Origin of the sequence: Rossellomorea aquimaris (genome assembly GCF_020172085.1) — a bacterium.
In the GTDB taxonomy this organism is placed as follows: Bacteria; Bacillota; Bacilli; order Bacillales; family Bacillaceae_B; genus Rossellomorea; species Rossellomorea aquimaris_E.
In genome coordinates this window covers 1-15,570 of record NZ_JAIVAT010000013.1, presented here as the reverse complement: position 1 = coordinate 15,570, position 15,570 = coordinate 1, and the positions used below count along the sequence as shown (strand labels likewise).

Here is a 15,570-nt window from a genome sequence, read left to right as displayed (position 1 = left end):
AGAGGAAGACAATGTTAGAGCAAACGACTAAACGATTCATTCAAGATCATCAGCTCATTCTAAAGGGAGACCGCATTGTTGTGGCAGTGTCAGGTGGTCCCGATTCCTTAGCGCTTCTCCATTTTCTTGACTCGAATAAAGCTGAATTTGGAGTAGAGGTGGCTGCGGCTCATCTTGATCATATGTTCAGAGGGGATGAGTCCTATCAGGAGCTTCTATTCGTTCAGGAGTTCTGCCATCACCGGAACATCCCTTTTTATGGAGAAAGAGTGGATGTCGCACTGGAAATCGAGCGTACAAAAGGAAGCACGCAAGACACAGCACGTCAGATCCGTTATGAATTCTTAAAGGGGATCATGAAAGAGCTGTCTGCTTCTAAGCTTGCTCTCGGTCACCATGGCGATGATCAGGTTGAAACTATCATGATGAAAATGACAAGGGGTGCGTCAGGTGCATCCAGGTCCGGAATTCCATTAAAGCGTTCATTTGCTGACGGTGAAATCATCCGACCGTTCCTCTCTGTGACCAAGATGGACATCGAGAACTATTGTGAAAGACATGACCTGAACCCGAGAAGAGATCCAAGCAATCAGAAGGAAGATTATACGAGGAACCGGTTTCGAAATCGGGTACTTCCATTCTTAAAACAAGAAAACCCCCATGTGCATCTTCAATTCCAGCGATTCAGTGAAGAATTGGCAGAAGATGAGGCATATTTAGAGGAATTAACGAAGAAAAAGTTGAATAAAGTATGGAATAACACCGGTGTTTACTCGTCTTTACATATCGATGGTTTTCTCGCAATGGCTCAGCCTTTACAAAGGAGAGGGATTAATCTAATATTAAACTATCTTTACAAACGAAGACCATCTTCCTTATCGTCTATACATATTTACGATGTATTGGGTATTTTAAAAGGAAAAACGCCGAATGCCAGCATAGATTTACCAGAAGGGCTAAAGGTAACGCGTGCGTATCATACATGCTATTTTCACTTTGGGGAATTAGCCTTGACCGAGGTTCCATATTGTTATGAACTTCCGGCTAACGACAGGCTCGATATTCAAGGCGGATATCAGTTCCTTCTCCATTCTTCCCCGCCTGCTCAAGACCTGGTCGGCGACACGATCTATCTTGATCCGAGTCAGGTAACCCTTCCGCTATATGTGCGTTCGAGGAGAATCGGTGATCGAATGAAAGTAAAGGGGATGGAAGGCTCCAAGAAGCTCAAAACCCTCTTTATCGACCATAAGCTTCCCACGCATCTTCGCGATGGATGGCCAATTGTAGTCGATGCAGACGATCATATACTCTGGGTTCCGGGAATGAAGAAGTCCATCTACGATTTGGGAGAAGAGCAAGAGAATCGTTTAGTACTACAATTTATAAGCAATCATCTTCTAGGAGGCAGTTGAACATTGTTAAACCAAGATATTGAGAAAGTATTAATTTCAGAAGAAGAACTTCAAGAAAAGATCAAGGCACTGGGTGCTCAATTAACAGAGGAATACCAAGATCGTTTTCCTTTGGCAATTGGGGTATTAAAAGGTGCAATGCCATTCATGGCTGACCTTTGCAAGCGTATGGATACTCATATGGAAATGGATTTCATGGACGTATCCAGCTACGGTAATTCTACTGTCTCTTCAGGAGAAGTAAAGATTGTGAAAGATTTAGATACAAAGGTGGAAGGTCGGGATATCCTGATCATTGAAGATATCATCGACAGCGGATTAACATTAAGCTATCTTGTTGAGCTTTTCCGCTACCGCAAAGCAAAATCCATCAGCATTGTCACTCTGCTTGACAAGCCAAGCGGCCGTAAAGCAGACATCAAAGCGGACTACGTAGGCTTCATTGTCCCTGACGAGTTCGTGGTCGGATATGGCCTTGATTACGCTGAAAGATATCGTAATCTGCCGTATATCGGTGTTTTAAAACCAAGAGTGTATACAACGGGAGAATAAGTATATTCTAAAGAGGAATCTTGCAAGTGCAATTTGTTGTAATGCCATGATTTTCTATGATACTATTTTACTTAGTTTGTTTACCCGTGGGAGGAGGTAAGGGATGAACCGGATCTTTCGAAACACCATATTCTATTTACTAGTCTTTTTAGTGATCATAGGTGTGGTGAGTTATTTCAGCAACAACAACGAGCCAACCAAAAATATCGAGTACAGTACATTTATTAATAAGCTAGAAGACGGAGACGTTTCTTCTTTTTCAATTCAGCCTGGCAGAGGTGTTTATGAAGTAAAAGGACAAATGGAAGGGGCTAAAGAAGGAGAGTACTTCTTGACTTATGTCCTTACCACAGATGGAAAGTTGATGGATAAGATCAATACAGCGGCATCAGAGCAAGGCATTGATGTTGAAGTGTTGCAGGCCAAAGAAACAAGCGGCTGGGTATCTTTCTTTACAACCATCATTCCGTTCGTCATCATCTTCATTCTGTTCTTCTTCTTACTTAACCAAGCTCAAGGCGGCGGCAGCCGTGTTATGAACTTCGGTAAGAGTAAGGCCAAGCTTTACAGCGAAGAGAAGAAGAAAGTCCGCTTTAAAGATGTAGCGGGAGCCGATGAAGAAAAGCAAGAACTTGTAGAGGTAGTGGAATTCTTAAAGGATCCACGCAAATTCTCTGAAGTGGGTGCCCGCATTCCGAAGGGTGTCCTTTTAGTGGGACCTCCAGGTACAGGTAAAACCCTACTTGCACGAGCAGTAGCCGGAGAAGCAGGAGTTCCGTTCTTCTCCATCAGTGGTTCCGACTTCGTTGAAATGTTTGTCGGTGTCGGTGCATCTCGTGTACGTGATTTATTTGAAAATGCGAAGAAGAATGCACCATGTATCATCTTCATTGATGAGATTGATGCAGTCGGTCGTCAACGTGGAGCAGGATTAGGTGGAGGTCACGATGAGCGTGAACAAACCTTGAACCAATTACTCGTTGAAATGGACGGTTTCGGAGCGAACGAAGGAATCATCATCGTCGCTGCAACGAACCGACCTGACATTCTGGATCCAGCATTACTGCGTCCAGGACGTTTCGACCGTCAAATCACAGTAGACCGCCCGGATGTAAATGGTCGTGAAGCTGTCCTTCGTGTACATTCTAAAAACAAACCGCTGGATGATTCAGTGGATCTAAAAGCGATTGCCATGAGAACACCAGGTTTCTCAGGTGCCGATTTAGAAAACTTACTGAACGAAGCAGCCCTTGTGGCGGCACGTGAAGATAAGAAGAAAATCGATATGCGCGATATCGACGAAGCAACTGACCGTGTCATTGCGGGTCCTGCCAAGAAGAGCCGCGTCATTTCGGAAAAAGAACGCAAAATTGTGGCATTCCATGAAGCGGGTCACACCGTAATCGGATTAGTCCTTGATGAAGCGGATATGGTACATAAGGTAACCATCGTTCCTCGTGGGCAGGCTGGCGGATATGCTGTCATGCTTCCAAAAGAAGATCGTTACTTTATGACGAAGCCTGAGCTTCTTGATAAGATCACTGGTTTACTCGGTGGTCGTGTAGCAGAGGAAATCATCTTCGGAGATGTTTCCACTGGTGCTCACAATGACTTCCAACGCGCTACTGGAATCGCTCGTAAGATGGTCACTGAGTATGGTATGAGTGATAAGCTTGGACCACTTCAGTTCGGTCAATCCCAAGGTGGTCAAGTATTCCTTGGACGCGACATCAATAGTGAACAAAACTATTCAGACGCCATTGCTTACGAAATTGATTTAGAAATGCAGCGTATGATCAAAGACAGCTACGAACGAGCGAAGCGAATTCTTACTGAGAACCGCGACAAGCTTGAACTCATCGCCAAAACATTACTGGATGTTGAAACATTGGATGCCGCACAAATCAAGCATTTAATGGATCACGGTAAACTGCCTGAACGCACATATGAATCCGATCAGGATAACAGTGATGTAAAAGTGAATATCCAAAAGAAAAATGAAGAAAACGTGATCGAAGAAGACACGGCTTCAAAGGAAGACGATTCTGATTCTGATCGTACGTGATCGTGAAGGATGCACCCACTTGTGGGTGCATCCTTTTTATTTTTGGGAAGAGTTTGGTTGTTGGTTTTGTGGAAGTGGAACGGGTGTCCTCATCCAGCTCCAGGGCTTAGAGGCTCGAGGTCATAAGCTAAACATGCCCAAAAGGCAAAAAACGCCTTTTAGTCATGTTCATCTTATGCTTGTCGCCTCTAGGCAAAGCCCTTGCGCTTTTGTATCATCCAGCTACGGCGGTTAGCCCCTCGAGGTCATAAGTCAACTTCACCAAAAAGGCCAAAAGCGCCTTTCCGGTGAAGTCGCCTTATGCTTGTCGGGTCTGACCAAACCGCCTTCGCTTTTGTATTCATCCAGCTCCACCGGCTAGATCCTCGAGGTCATAAGCTAAATGGTCCAAGAAGGCAAAGAACGCCTTCCCGGCCCATTCATCTTATGCTTGTCGGATCTGACCAAGCCGGTTCCGCTTTTGTACTCATCCAGCTCCAGGGCTTAGAGGCTCGAGGTCATAAGCTAAACATGCCCAAAAGGCAAAAAAACGCCTTTTAGTCATGTTCATCTTATGCTTGTCGCCTCTTTCAAAGCCCTTGCGCTTTTGTACCTATTCTAAATAAATTATGGTATGATGTTGGCAGTGTGAAAACAATTGGTTTAGTAGGTGAGGATATTGATTTTTGTAATGGATGTAGGGAATACCAATATTGTGTTTGGTGTGTATGAAAATGACCATTTAAAATATCATTGGAGAGCTGAGACGAATCGACATAAAACGGAAGATGAATTTGGGATGCTTGTCAAAAATCTGTTTGAGCATGTTCATCTGACGTTTGAGGAGATTGACGGAATTATCATTTCTTCTGTAGTCCCTCCAATCATGTTTAGTTTGGAACGCATGTGTGAGAAGTACTTTCATATCACTCCCCTTGTCGTTGGTCCTGGGATCAAGACAGGCTTGAATATTAAGTATGAAAATCCAAGGGAAGTCGGAGCGGATCGGATCGTCAATGCTGTCGCTGGTATTCACGAATACGGTGGTCCTCTCATAATCGTTGACTTCGGAACAGCGACGACGTATTGCTATATCAATGAAGAACGACAATATATGGGTGGAGCGATCGCCCCGGGGATAGGGATATCAACAGAAGCCCTTTACTCTAAGGCTGCCAAACTGCCAAGGATTGAAATCGCTCGTCCTGAGCAGATCATCGGAAAGAATACCGTTACGGCTATGCAGGCAGGTATCCTTTATGGATATGTTGGACAAGTCGAAGGTATCGTTCAAAGAATGAAAGCACAAAGTAAGGAGGAGCCAACGGTCATTGCAACGGGAGGTTTAGCGACACTGATATCGAAAGAATCCAATAGCATTGACGTGGTAGATCCTTTCCTGACGTTGAAGGGCTTAAAATTAATCTATAAGAGAAATATGAACTAAAGTGAAAGGAGCTTCAACATGAGCGACTATTTAGTAAAAGCGTTAGCCTATAATGGGCAGGTACGTGCGTATGCAGTGAAAAGCACGGATACAGTAGGAGAAGCACAAAGAAGACATGATACATGGCCGACGGCATCAGCAGCACTTGGCCGAAGCATCAGTGCTGGAGTAATGATGGGGGCTATGCTGAAAGGTGATAATAAAATAACGGTCAAAGTCGAGGGTGGCGGTCCGATCGGAGCCATTCTGGTGGATAGTAATGCAAAAGGAGAAGTCAGAGGATACGTATCAAACCCTCATGTCCATTTTGATCTGAACGAACATGGAAAGCTTGATGTACGACGTGCGGTCGGTACAACGGGAACGTTATCGATTGTAAAAGACATTGGGATGAGAGACCATTTCTCCGGCCAGGTTCCGATTGTTTCTGGAGAACTTGGAGAAGATTTTACGTATTATTTCGTCACTTCAGAACAAGTGCCATCTTCTGTAGGGGTAGGTGTATTGGTGAACCCGGACAATACAATCCTTGCAGCAGGCGGATTCATCCTGCAGCTTATGCCTGGTACGGATGATGAAACGATTACGAAAATCGAGGAACGATTGGCCAAGATCCCACCAATCTCGAAATTGATTGAAAAAGGTCTTACGCCTGAAGAGGTATTGGAAGAAGTCCTTGGTGAAGGGGAAGTCAAAGTACTGGAAACAATGCCGGTAGAATTCAAGTGTCAATGCAATAAAGAGCGTTTTTCCAATGCCATCATCAGCTTGGGTGTACAGGAAATTCAAGACATGATCGATGAAGATGGAAGTGCGGAAGCAAGCTGTCACTTCTGTAATGAAGTGTATGTGTTTTCGAAAGAGGAGCTAGAAGAGCTGAAATCCAGCGCTGAGCAATAAATCACAACCGGGGAGAATGGGAGAAATGAGAATAAAACGGTCTGTACTCATGGGTATCATCGGGGTACTGCTTGTCACGAATCTGATTACACTTGTGTGGAACTGGTCCTCGGGTAAAGTCGGTACCCCTGAAGTCGTGGCATCGGTTGGCGGAGAATCCGTGACTAGGGAGGATTGGTTGTATTCACTTGAGCAGCAACATGGGAAAGAAGAGCTAAGGGCTTTGATCAATCAAAAAGTGGTCAATCAATTAGCGAAGAAATACGATATTTCCGTGTCGAATAAAGAAGTTGAACAGGAATACTACCTTATCCAATCGGTTTATAATGCATATGATGAAGAAAATAATGAAGATGAAGACACTCTCAAAGAGCAGATTAAATCTGAGCTATTGCTAGAGGAGCTCATTACAAAGGATGTCCAGGTGCCGGAGAAAGAGCTGAAAAAATTCTATACTCAGAACGAGGACCAGTATTCCATTTCTAAGATGTACAAGCTGAAGCAGCTGAAGGTAGCTGATCGTACAGAAGCAGAGCAAGTACTGAAGGAACTTGAAGCCGGTTCGAACTTTGAAGCGTTGGCCATGGAACGTTCAACCGATGAGCAAAGTGCACACCTCGGAGGGGACATTGGGTATGTCCCGTTGGATGGCGATATTCTATCCGGGGATGCAAAAGCAGAGGTGGAACGTTTGTCACAAGGTGAATGGACTCCACCGGTTCAACAGGATTCAGAGTATGTTATTTATTATGTAGACGATATCCTGAAGGAAAGACATTTTTCTTTCAAAGACGTCAAATCACAAATCCGCAGGCAAATTGCTTTGGATCAGATCGAGACACCTCTTAAGCCGGAATCCTTCTGGGATGAGTTGAAGGTCGAATGGTTTTACGGTAAGCAGGAGTAAAGGAGGAGAGCTGACTTTCTGTCGGCTCTTTTTTACATAGTCAGACCTTTTTCAACGAAACATAGGATAAGTGTAGAGTGCATATAAATATAGGTGAGTGTTAAGTATAGGGATCAACGATTATCTTCGTCTTTAGAGTATATCGATAAAGAGTGCAATATCGTTGACAAGTTAATTGAATATTGTTACATTTTATTAAAACCAACAAATTTACTTGGAATTAGGAGTGATGGACGGTGAGAATAGCCAATTCAATTTCAGAATTAATAGGTCAGACTCCAGTGGTGAAATTAAATCGATTAGTGGATGAAACCAGTGCAGATGTATATTTGAAACTAGAATATATGAACCCGGGCAGCTCTGTAAAAGATCGTATCGCCCTGGCGATGATCGAGGCAGGGGAAGCAGCTGGGACGATTAAACCTGGAGATACGATTGTGGAACCGACGAGTGGCAATACGGGTATCGGCCTTGCCATGGTCGCTGCCGCTAAAGGGTACCGTTCTTTGCTTGTCATGCCGGACACGATGAGTATGGAGCGGCGGAACCTGTTACGTGCATACGGTGCCGAACTAGTATTAACGCCAGGTGCAGAAGGAATGGGAGGAGCCATTCGCAAAGCGGAAGAATTGGCGAAAGAAAAAGGCTACTTCATGCCGCAGCAATTTAAAAATGCCGCCAATCCGAAAGTCCACCGGGAAACGACTGGACCTGAAATCGTTGAACAAATGGGCGATCAATTGGATGCTTTCGTTGCAGGAATCGGTACAGGCGGGACAATCACCGGAGTGGGAGAAGTGCTGAAAAAGCATTATCCATCTGTTGAATTGTATGCCGTTGAGCCATCGGATTCCCCTGTACTATCAGGAGGAAAGCCCGGTCCACATAAAATTCAGGGAATCGGTGCCGGATTCATCCCTGATATTTTAGATACAGATGTATATGACCATATCATACAGGTGGATAAAGATTCCGCTTTCGACTATGCCAGAAGAGCGGCAAAGGAAGAAGGGATCCTTGGCGGAATTTCTTCCGGTGCAGCCATCTATGCAGCCCTTGAAGTAGCGAAGAAGTTAGGGAAAGGGAAAAAAGTTCTCGCCGTCATCCCAAGTAACGGGGAACGCTATTTAAGCACTCCTCTTTATCAATTTGATGAAGAATAATCATCTATACCTGATCCTGAAGTGAAATGTTGCTTCAGGGTCTTTTTTTATGCATGAAAACCTGCTCAGCAAATCCTACTTACAATTTTTTAACGATGAAACCTTTTCGAAGTTCATGTATCATGAAAGAAGATAAAGATTAGGAGTGTGAGGGGTTAGTGCAGCACCTATATTTTCATAAAAACCAATCAACTAAAGAACATTTTTTCGCAGCGTACGAACAGCTTAGTCAACATCAGACGCATCATGTTTTGTTAGAAAGTGGACGTGGTGGACGATATAGTGTGGCTGGACTTAAACCTGACGTCATTTTACAAAGTGTTCCGGAAGGATTGAGAATACAGAATGCAGAAGGGGAAGAAACGGTAAGTGGAGATCCGCTTATTCAGTTGGAGAAATGGATGAACCCCCTTCAAACAGAAAGAAGAGACGACCTGCCTGATTTTCAGGGCGGGGTGATCGGATTTATCAGTTATGATTACGCAAGAAAGATTGAGAAACTTCCTTCGCTTGGAAAGGATGATCTTGAGGTTCCCGACCTCTATTTCTACTACTTGAAGGAGTGGGCCGTATTCGACCATCAGGAGAATTGCCTGTGGACGATGATTTTATCTGATGAAGGACCGGATATGGCTGAAGTAAAGCTTTCCAGTTGGACAGCCTCGTGGAATAATGCATCTTCATCGGTGGCCGAGGTCGATAGAAACCCTGTTTATGCCGGTTCGACAGATATAGAAGTATCGATGGATGAAGCAGAATTTTCAAAGGCAGTGAAGAAGATTCAATCGTATATTTCACAGGGGGATGTCTTTCAGGTGAACTTATCTGTCAGGCAGTCTCAGCAGTTGCGCAGAGAGCCATACACGGTTTATAAAAAGCTCCGGGAATTAAACCCGTCACCTTATATGAGCTATATTCACAGCCCTGACTTCCAAGTTGTCTCAGGTTCACCTGAGCTGTTGGTGAAGAAAAAAGGGACGGAAGTAAGCACAAGACCGATTGCCGGTACACGTTCCCGTGGTAAGGATGCCGCAGAAGATGAGAAACTTGCCCTTGAACTGATCAATAATGAAAAAGAAAGAGCCGAGCATGTGATGCTTGTGGACCTGGAGCGCAATGATCTGGGAAGAGTGTGCCAATACGGGACGGTGGAAGTGAATGAGTTCATGGTAATCGAGAAATATTCCCACGTCATGCACATCGTGTCCAATGTAAGAGGGACGTTGGACGAAACCAAATCGGGAGCTGACTTGATCCGGTCTGTTTTTCCGGGTGGAACGATTACGGGTGCGCCCAAAGTGAGGACGATGGAAATCATTGAAGAGCTCGAACCGGTCAGACGGGGCATTTACACGGGATCCATTGGCTGGATCGGTGTGAATGGCGATATGGAACTGAACATCGTGATCAGGACAATGCTTGTGAAAGAAGGAAAAGGTCATATTCAAGCGGGAGCGGGAGTGGTGATCGATTCCAATCCGGCTTACGAATATAAAGAGTCATTAAAGAAAGCGAAAGCCCTATGGGTAGCGAAGGCAAGGGCGGAAGGAGAAAATCTATGATCCTTATGATAGATAACTACGATTCATTCACGTATAATCTTGTGCAGTTTTTAGGAGAGCTCGGGGAAGAATTAATAGTGAAACGAAACGACGAGGTCACCCTGGGTGAAATTGAAGCTTTGTCACCGGATTATTTGATGATTTCTCCCGGGCCATGCAGTCCGAATGAAGCCGGTGTAAGTATGGAGGCGATTCGAACCTTTGCCGGGAAGATCCCGATCTTCGGCGTGTGTCTCGGTCATCAGTCGATTGCCCAAGTATTTGGAGGAGACGTCGTCCGTGCTGAACGGTTGATGCACGGGAAGGTTTCTCCGATTACCCATGATGGGAAAACGCTTTTTGCGGGGTTGTCCAATCCTTTCAATGCGACAAGGTATCATTCCCTGATCGTGAAACGGGAGACCCTTCCGGAATGCTTTGAGATTTCAGCCGAAACACCAGAAGGGGAAATCATGGCGATCCGACATAAACATCTGCCGGTTGAGGGAGTGCAATTCCATCCTGAATCCATCATGACAGAACAGGGGAAGCAATTGCTTCTTAACTTCTTGCAGTCCTATAAAAAAGTCGGGATGGCATGATAGATGTATCTATATCTGAACGGAGACGTTGTTCATAGTAGAGAAGCAGCCATTTCCCCATTTGATCATGGGTACTTGTACGGAATGGGAGTGTTTGAAACCTTTCGCACATATGATGGCCATCCCTTTTTGTTAAAAGATCATCTGAACAGATTATCACAGGGGTTAAACGAATTGAATATAGCGGCTGATCTGGATGAGGAAAAGATCAGACGGTATATTTCTGAGCTTCTGGAGAAAAACGAACTAATGGATGCGTATTGCCGATTCAATGTGTCCGGTGGTGCGGGGGATATCGGGTTGAAAACGACCCCGTATGAGAACCCGACCGTTATCTTGTTTCAAAAGGAATTGCCCCCTACAGAACCGTTGAGAGAAAAAGAAGGGGTATTTCTAAGCCTAAGGAGAAACACTCCCGAAACGGGGGAACGCCTCAAATCTCACCATTATCTGAACAATATGGCGGCGAAAAGGGAGATCGGCCCATCACTCGATCAAGAAGGTATCTTTCTGACAAAAGAAGGGCACCTGTGTGAAGGGATCACTTCTAATCTCTTCTGGGTAAATAACGGAGAGTTATTCACTCCATCGGTAGATACCGGTCTCTTAAACGGGATTACCCGCCGATTCATCCTCGCCCTTACCTATCAATTGGATATGCCTGTTCGGGAGGGTCTGTTTGGTAAAGAGGAATTACTTGAAGCGGATGAGGTTTTTTTCACGAATTCCGTACAGGAGATCATCCCGGTAAGGACCATTGGTTCCATACATTTTCCCGGTCGGAAGGGAAAGATGGTAAGGCTGCTCTATGAACAATACTCGAAATATAAACGACACTTGAATTCTATCGAAGAATTACAATTAGGGGGATGACGCAGTGAAGTGCGGAAAATACGAACTTGATTTTACAGAGAAGACCCTCATCATGGGAATACTAAATATCACTCCTGATTCGTTTTCGGATGGTGGATCTTTCAATGAATTAAACGTGGCAGTGGAACGTGCGAAAGAAATGGTGGCCATGGGTGCAGACATCATTGATATCGGAGGAGAATCTACCCGGCCGGGACACCAGGTCGTTGAGGCTGAAGAAGAAATTTCACGGGTTGTGCCGATTATAGAGGCGATTTCCCGTGAAGTGAACGTACCGATTTCCATCGACACATATAAAGCTAAGACGGCAAGAAAAGCCCTGGAAGCAGGAGCGAGTATCATAAATGATGTATGGGGTGCGAAGAAAGATCCTGAAATGGCACAGGTGGCAGCGGAAACGGGTGCCCCCATTATTCTTATGCACAACAGGGGCAATAAAGAATACAGCCACTTCATCCGGGATGCGATCCAGGATCTGCAGGAAAGCATCTTCTTGGTGAAACAAGCCGGGGTAAAAGACGAACAAATCATCCTGGATCCTGGTATTGGTTTTGCCAAAACGGTACAATTGAACATAGATATGATGAGGCATCTGGATATCCTCGTCTCCCTTGGATATCCGGTGCTTCTCGGGACATCACGAAAGTCAATGATCGGACAAGTACTGGACCTTCCTGTAGAGGAGCGGATGGAAGGGACAGGAGCTACAGTATGCTACGGCATTCAAAAGGGTTGTCACATCGTTCGGGTTCATGATGTGAAGGAAATGGCCCGGATGGCGAAGATGATGGACGCTCTCATTGGGAAGGAGAAGATGTATGGATAAGATTCTATTGAACGAGATGGAGTTTTACGGCTATCATGGTGTATTTCAAGAAGAAAACAAACTTGGGCAGCGTTTTCGGGTCAGTGTAGAGTTGCATGTAGATTTACAGAAATCCGGCCGAAGTGATCAGTTAGAAGACTCCGTAAACTATGCGGAGGTTTATTCCATCGCCAAATCAGTGGTCGAGGGAGAGCCTAAGAATTTAGTAGAGGCATTGGCTGAGGAGATCTCTTCCAGAATCTTAAGTACTTTTGACATCGTAAAGAGCTGTAAAATCACACTAATCAAACCTGATCCACCTATCCCCGGACATTATCAATCGGTGGCGGTGGAGATTAATAGGAGTCGATAGGATGAATACTGCATACATTTCACTTGGTTCCAATATGGGAGACAGGGCGGGTTATTTAGAAAAAGCCATAAACATCTTAGGCAGTCATGGTAAGATAGAGGTAACGAAACGGTCCTCCATGTATGAAACAGACCCGGTAGGATATACAGAACAAGATGAATTTTTGAATATGGTCATCGAAATTCGCACCAAATTAAGTCCAGAAACTCTACTACACCAATGCTTGCAGGTGGAAATCGACCTTGGGAGAGAAAGAGAGTTCAAGTGGGGTCCGAGAATCATAGACCTCGACATCTTACTCTTTAATCATGAAACGATTGAATCGGAGAATCTCCTCATCCCTCATCCAAGGATGCAAGAAAGAGCTTTTGTGTTAATACCGTTATTAGAGGTTGCTCCGCGCATTGAGCACCCGTCTTTTAATGCCCCGTTCGTTGAATTTCTGGACGAAATACCTGACAAAGAAGGAGTTCGGTTATGGAAACAGATAAATGGGGAAGACGCATTCGTGCATTCAGAAAGCTAAAAGGATTTACTCAGGAAGGTTTGGCCAAGGAACTTTCCATCTCCGTTTCTGTCCTTGGAGAAGTGGAAAGAGGGAGTCGGATACCGAAAGAAGAATTCTTAGCGAACGTAGCAGAGGTGCTGAATATCCCGCTGCATGACTTGATCCCGCATGAAGATCAGGAACATAGTGAGTAATGTCGGTTGATTCACTTGTATTTCTTTTTATGTTATTCTAAAAAAGGCTGGAACCAAAGCGTGACCCTGTCACCGAGTTGGAACGGCCTTTTTAGATTTTTTTCAATAGTATTTCTACACGCCGGAGTATGTTTATGAAATTACTCTTACTTTAGGGGTGTTACAAATATAGATATTGTGTAAAATAGTATGGTATATAATCGTATAGTCTAGTAAAGCAAGCAGATAGAATAGGAGTGAAACAGATGAGTCACGAAGAAATCAATGACCAGCTTCGAGTCAGACGTGAAAAAATGGAAGCCATCCGTGAAAAAGGACAGGATCCATTCGGTAAACGCTATGATCGCACACACAGTTCATCCGAGATCAAAGCTCAATATGATGAATTTTCTAAAGAAGAGTTAGAAGAAAAAGATATTACTGTCACCATCGCGGGCCGTATCATGACGAAACGTGGAAAAGGAAAAGCGGGATTCGCCCACTTACAGGACCTCGCTGGACAAGTTCAGATCTATGTCCGTAAAGATGCCATCGGTGAAGAGGCATATGAAGTATTCAATACAGCAGACCTTGGTGATATCGTAGGGATCACAGGTACGGTATTTAAAACGAAGGTTGGCGAATTATCAGTCAAAGCGAAAGAATTTCAACTTCTGACAAAAGCGCTTCGCCCGCTGCCTGAGAAGTTCCATGGTTTAAAAGATGTCGAGCAGCGCTACCGTCAACGTTACCTGGATCTTATTACAAGCCAGGAAAGCAAGGAAACGTTTATCGCCCGCAGCCGCATCATCCAATCTATGAGAAGATACCTGGATAACAACGGATACCTGGAAGTGGAGACGCCGATGATGCACGCCATTGCTGGGGGAGCATCTGCCCGCCCATTCAATACCCATCATAACGCTCTTGATATGCCGTTATTCATGCGTATCGCAATCGAGCTTCACCTAAAACGTTTAATCGTCGGTGGACTTGAAAAAGTATACGAAATCGGACGGGTATTCCGAAACGAAGGTGTTTCAACTAGGCATAACCCTGAGTTCACGATGATCGAGCTTTATGAAGCTTATGCAGATTACCGCGACATCATGGCTCTAACGGAAAACCTTGTCGCTCACATCGCGAAAGATGTATTCGGATCGACTACTGTTCAATATGGAGACTACGAAATCAATCTTGAACCCGAGTGGACTCGTCTTCACATGGTAGACGCGGTGAAAGAGCACACAGGTGTAGACTTCTGGCAGGAAATGTCCGACGAAGATACTCGTGCCCTTGCGAAAGAACACGGTATCGAAATCAAGGATAATATGCAGTATGGACATGTCGTAAATGAATTCTTCGAGCAAAAAGTGGAAGATAAGCTGATCCAGCCAACCTTCATCTATGGACATCCAGTGGAAATTTCTCCACTTGCGAAGAAAAATGATGAGGATCCACGTTTTACTGACCGCTTTGAACTATTCATCGTTGGACGTGAACATGCGAATGCCTTCACAGAGCTTAATGATCCAATCGATCAAAGAGAACGCTTTGAGGCTCAGCTGAAGGAAAGAGAAGAAGGAAACGACGAAGCCCACATGATGGATAACGACTTCATTGAGGCTCTTGAATATGGAATGCCACCAACTGGTGGACTGGGGATTGGGATTGACAGGCTGGTTATGTTGTTAACGAATTCTCCATCGATCCGCGACGTATTATTATTCCCATTAATGCGTCACCGTGACTAATAGAATATGTGAAACAGCCGGGGCACTAGCCCCGGCTGTTTTTTTGAATCTATATTAGAAGCCTGGCAGATAATAGAATGGTGCGCTTTTTAGGTAGAAAGACTCTCTTTCTATTTCTACATATTACGGTAAAAGGAATAAAAACAGTGTCGATTGACGGATATTCATCAATTGATAAAAAAGAATCAACAAAACCCTTGCGCGCCTGTATTGATGGTGGTATAGTATTATCTGTTGCCGCAAAACGCGACACACAACATAAAAAAACTTTTTAAAAAAAGTTATTGACTTGAAAGAGTTAATAATGTAATATTTAAAGGGTCGCTTCAAACGAAGCACTTACACATTGAACCTTGAAAACTGAACAAAACAAGACAATACGTCAACGTTAATACTAGATTTATTTTTAAAGAGCTATTCAAACTTTTATCGGAGAGTTTGATCCTGGCTCAGGACGAACGCTGGCGGCGTGCCTAATACATGCAAGTCGAGCGGATTGATGGGAGCTTGCTC

15 protein-coding genes and 1 rRNA gene are annotated in these 15,570 nt (G+C 44.4%); all 16 read left to right on the top strand.

Translation table 11 applies throughout. From position 1 onward, the window contains the following. Nucleotides 1-11 precede the first annotated feature (11 nt). Complete coding sequence (tilS, locus tag LCL96_RS22745) at nt 12-1,415, top strand: tRNA lysidine(34) synthetase TilS (protein ID WP_224945546.1); 1,404 nt, start codon at nt 12-14, stop codon at nt 1,413-1,415. 3 nt (nt 1,416-1,418) lie between these two features. Further along, nucleotides 1,419-1,967, top strand: coding sequence for a hypoxanthine phosphoribosyltransferase (gene hpt / locus LCL96_RS22740; protein ID WP_224945544.1), 549 nt, complete (start codon nt 1,419-1,421; stop codon nt 1,965-1,967). A gap of 103 nt (nt 1,968-2,070) precedes the next feature. After that, complete coding sequence (ftsH, locus tag LCL96_RS22735; RefSeq protein ID WP_224945542.1) at nt 2,071-4,032, top strand: ATP-dependent zinc metalloprotease FtsH; 1,962 nt, start codon at nt 2,071-2,073, stop codon at nt 4,030-4,032. A gap of 658 nt (nt 4,033-4,690) precedes the next feature. Next, nucleotides 4,691-5,458 carry a type III pantothenate kinase gene (locus LCL96_RS22730; RefSeq protein WP_224945540.1) on the top strand — a complete coding sequence of 256 codons (768 nt, stop codon included), beginning with the start codon at nt 4,691-4,693 and terminating at the stop codon, nt 5,456-5,458. A gap of 18 nt (nt 5,459-5,476) precedes the next feature. Further along, the gene (gene hslO / locus LCL96_RS22725; RefSeq protein WP_224945538.1) at nt 5,477-6,358 is read left to right on the top strand and encodes an Hsp33 family molecular chaperone HslO; all 882 of its coding nucleotides are present in this window, start codon (nt 5,477-5,479) and stop codon (nt 6,356-6,358) included. Nucleotides 6,359-6,383: 25 nt separating this feature from the next. Next, entirely contained in the window at nt 6,384-7,265 is an 882-nt protein-coding gene (locus tag LCL96_RS22720; protein ID WP_224945530.1) for a peptidyl-prolyl cis-trans isomerase, read from the top strand. A 236-nt stretch (nt 7,266-7,501) separates the two neighbouring features. Continuing rightward, nucleotides 7,502-8,428 (top strand): cysteine synthase A, encoded by a 927-nt coding sequence (cysK, locus tag LCL96_RS22715; protein ID WP_224945528.1) that lies wholly within the window; start codon nt 7,502-7,504, stop codon nt 8,426-8,428. Nucleotides 8,429-8,586: 158 nt separating this feature from the next. Continuing rightward, nucleotides 8,587-9,990: an aminodeoxychorismate synthase, component I gene (pabB, locus tag LCL96_RS22710; RefSeq protein ID WP_224945526.1), complete on the top strand. Its 1,404-nt coding sequence runs from the start codon at nt 8,587-8,589 to the stop codon at nt 9,988-9,990. After that, a complete protein-coding gene (pabA, locus tag LCL96_RS22705; RefSeq protein WP_224945525.1) occupies nt 9,987-10,571 on the top strand; it encodes an aminodeoxychorismate/anthranilate synthase component II in 585 nt (194 codons plus the stop codon). The genes pabB and pabA overlap by 4 nt, the downstream gene beginning before the upstream one ends. 3 nt (nt 10,572-10,574) lie before the next feature. Continuing rightward, nucleotides 10,575-11,444, top strand: a complete 870-nt coding sequence (gene pabC / locus LCL96_RS22700) for an aminodeoxychorismate lyase (protein WP_224945523.1) — start codon at nt 10,575-10,577, stop codon at nt 11,442-11,444. Between the two features lie 52 nt (nt 11,445-11,496). Then, on the top strand, nt 11,497-12,270 hold the full coding sequence (gene folP / locus LCL96_RS22695) for a dihydropteroate synthase (RefSeq protein WP_224945597.1): 774 nt from the start codon (nt 11,497-11,499) through the stop codon (nt 12,268-12,270). After that, nucleotides 12,263-12,622: a dihydroneopterin aldolase gene (gene folB / locus LCL96_RS22690; protein WP_224945521.1), complete on the top strand. Its 360-nt coding sequence runs from the start codon at nt 12,263-12,265 to the stop codon at nt 12,620-12,622. Before folP ends, folB begins: the two co-directional genes overlap by 8 nt. 1 nt (nt 12,623) lies before the next feature. Further along, a complete protein-coding gene (gene folK / locus LCL96_RS22685) occupies nt 12,624-13,148 on the top strand; it encodes a 2-amino-4-hydroxy-6-hydroxymethyldihydropteridine diphosphokinase (protein WP_224945520.1) in 525 nt (174 codons plus the stop codon). After that, nucleotides 13,100-13,324, top strand: a complete 225-nt coding sequence (locus LCL96_RS22680) for a helix-turn-helix domain-containing protein (RefSeq protein ID WP_224945519.1) — start codon at nt 13,100-13,102, stop codon at nt 13,322-13,324. Before folK ends, LCL96_RS22680 begins: the two co-directional genes overlap by 49 nt. A gap of 236 nt (nt 13,325-13,560) precedes the next feature. Then, on the top strand, nt 13,561-15,057 hold the full coding sequence (gene lysS / locus LCL96_RS22675) for a lysine--tRNA ligase (protein WP_224945518.1): 1,497 nt from the start codon (nt 13,561-13,563) through the stop codon (nt 15,055-15,057). A 426-nt stretch (nt 15,058-15,483) separates the two neighbouring features. After that, nucleotides 15,484-15,570, top strand: a 16S ribosomal RNA gene (locus LCL96_RS22670); the annotation flags it as partial.

Coding starts and splice junctions, on each gene's coding strand:
- hslO (WP_224945538.1), top strand. CDS start 5,477: ATGAGCGACTATTTAGTAAAAGCGTTAGCCTATAATGGGCAGGTACGT.
- LCL96_RS22680 (WP_224945519.1), top strand. CDS start 13,100: ATGGAAACAGATAAATGGGGAAGACGCATTCGTGCATTCAGAAAGCTA.
- folB (WP_224945521.1), top strand. CDS start 12,263: ATGGATAAGATTCTATTGAACGAGATGGAGTTTTACGGCTATCATGGT.
- folP (WP_224945597.1), top strand. CDS start 11,497: ATGGGAATACTAAATATCACTCCTGATTCGTTTTCGGATGGTGGATCT.
- LCL96_RS22720 (WP_224945530.1), top strand. CDS start 6,384: ATGAGAATAAAACGGTCTGTACTCATGGGTATCATCGGGGTACTGCTT.
- folK (WP_224945520.1), top strand. CDS start 12,624: ATGAATACTGCATACATTTCACTTGGTTCCAATATGGGAGACAGGGCG.
- pabA (WP_224945525.1), top strand. CDS start 9,987: ATGATCCTTATGATAGATAACTACGATTCATTCACGTATAATCTTGTG.
- pabC (WP_224945523.1), top strand. CDS start 10,575: ATGTATCTATATCTGAACGGAGACGTTGTTCATAGTAGAGAAGCAGCC.
- ftsH (WP_224945542.1), top strand. CDS start 2,071: ATGAACCGGATCTTTCGAAACACCATATTCTATTTACTAGTCTTTTTA.
- tilS (WP_224945546.1), top strand. CDS start 12: ATGTTAGAGCAAACGACTAAACGATTCATTCAAGATCATCAGCTCATT.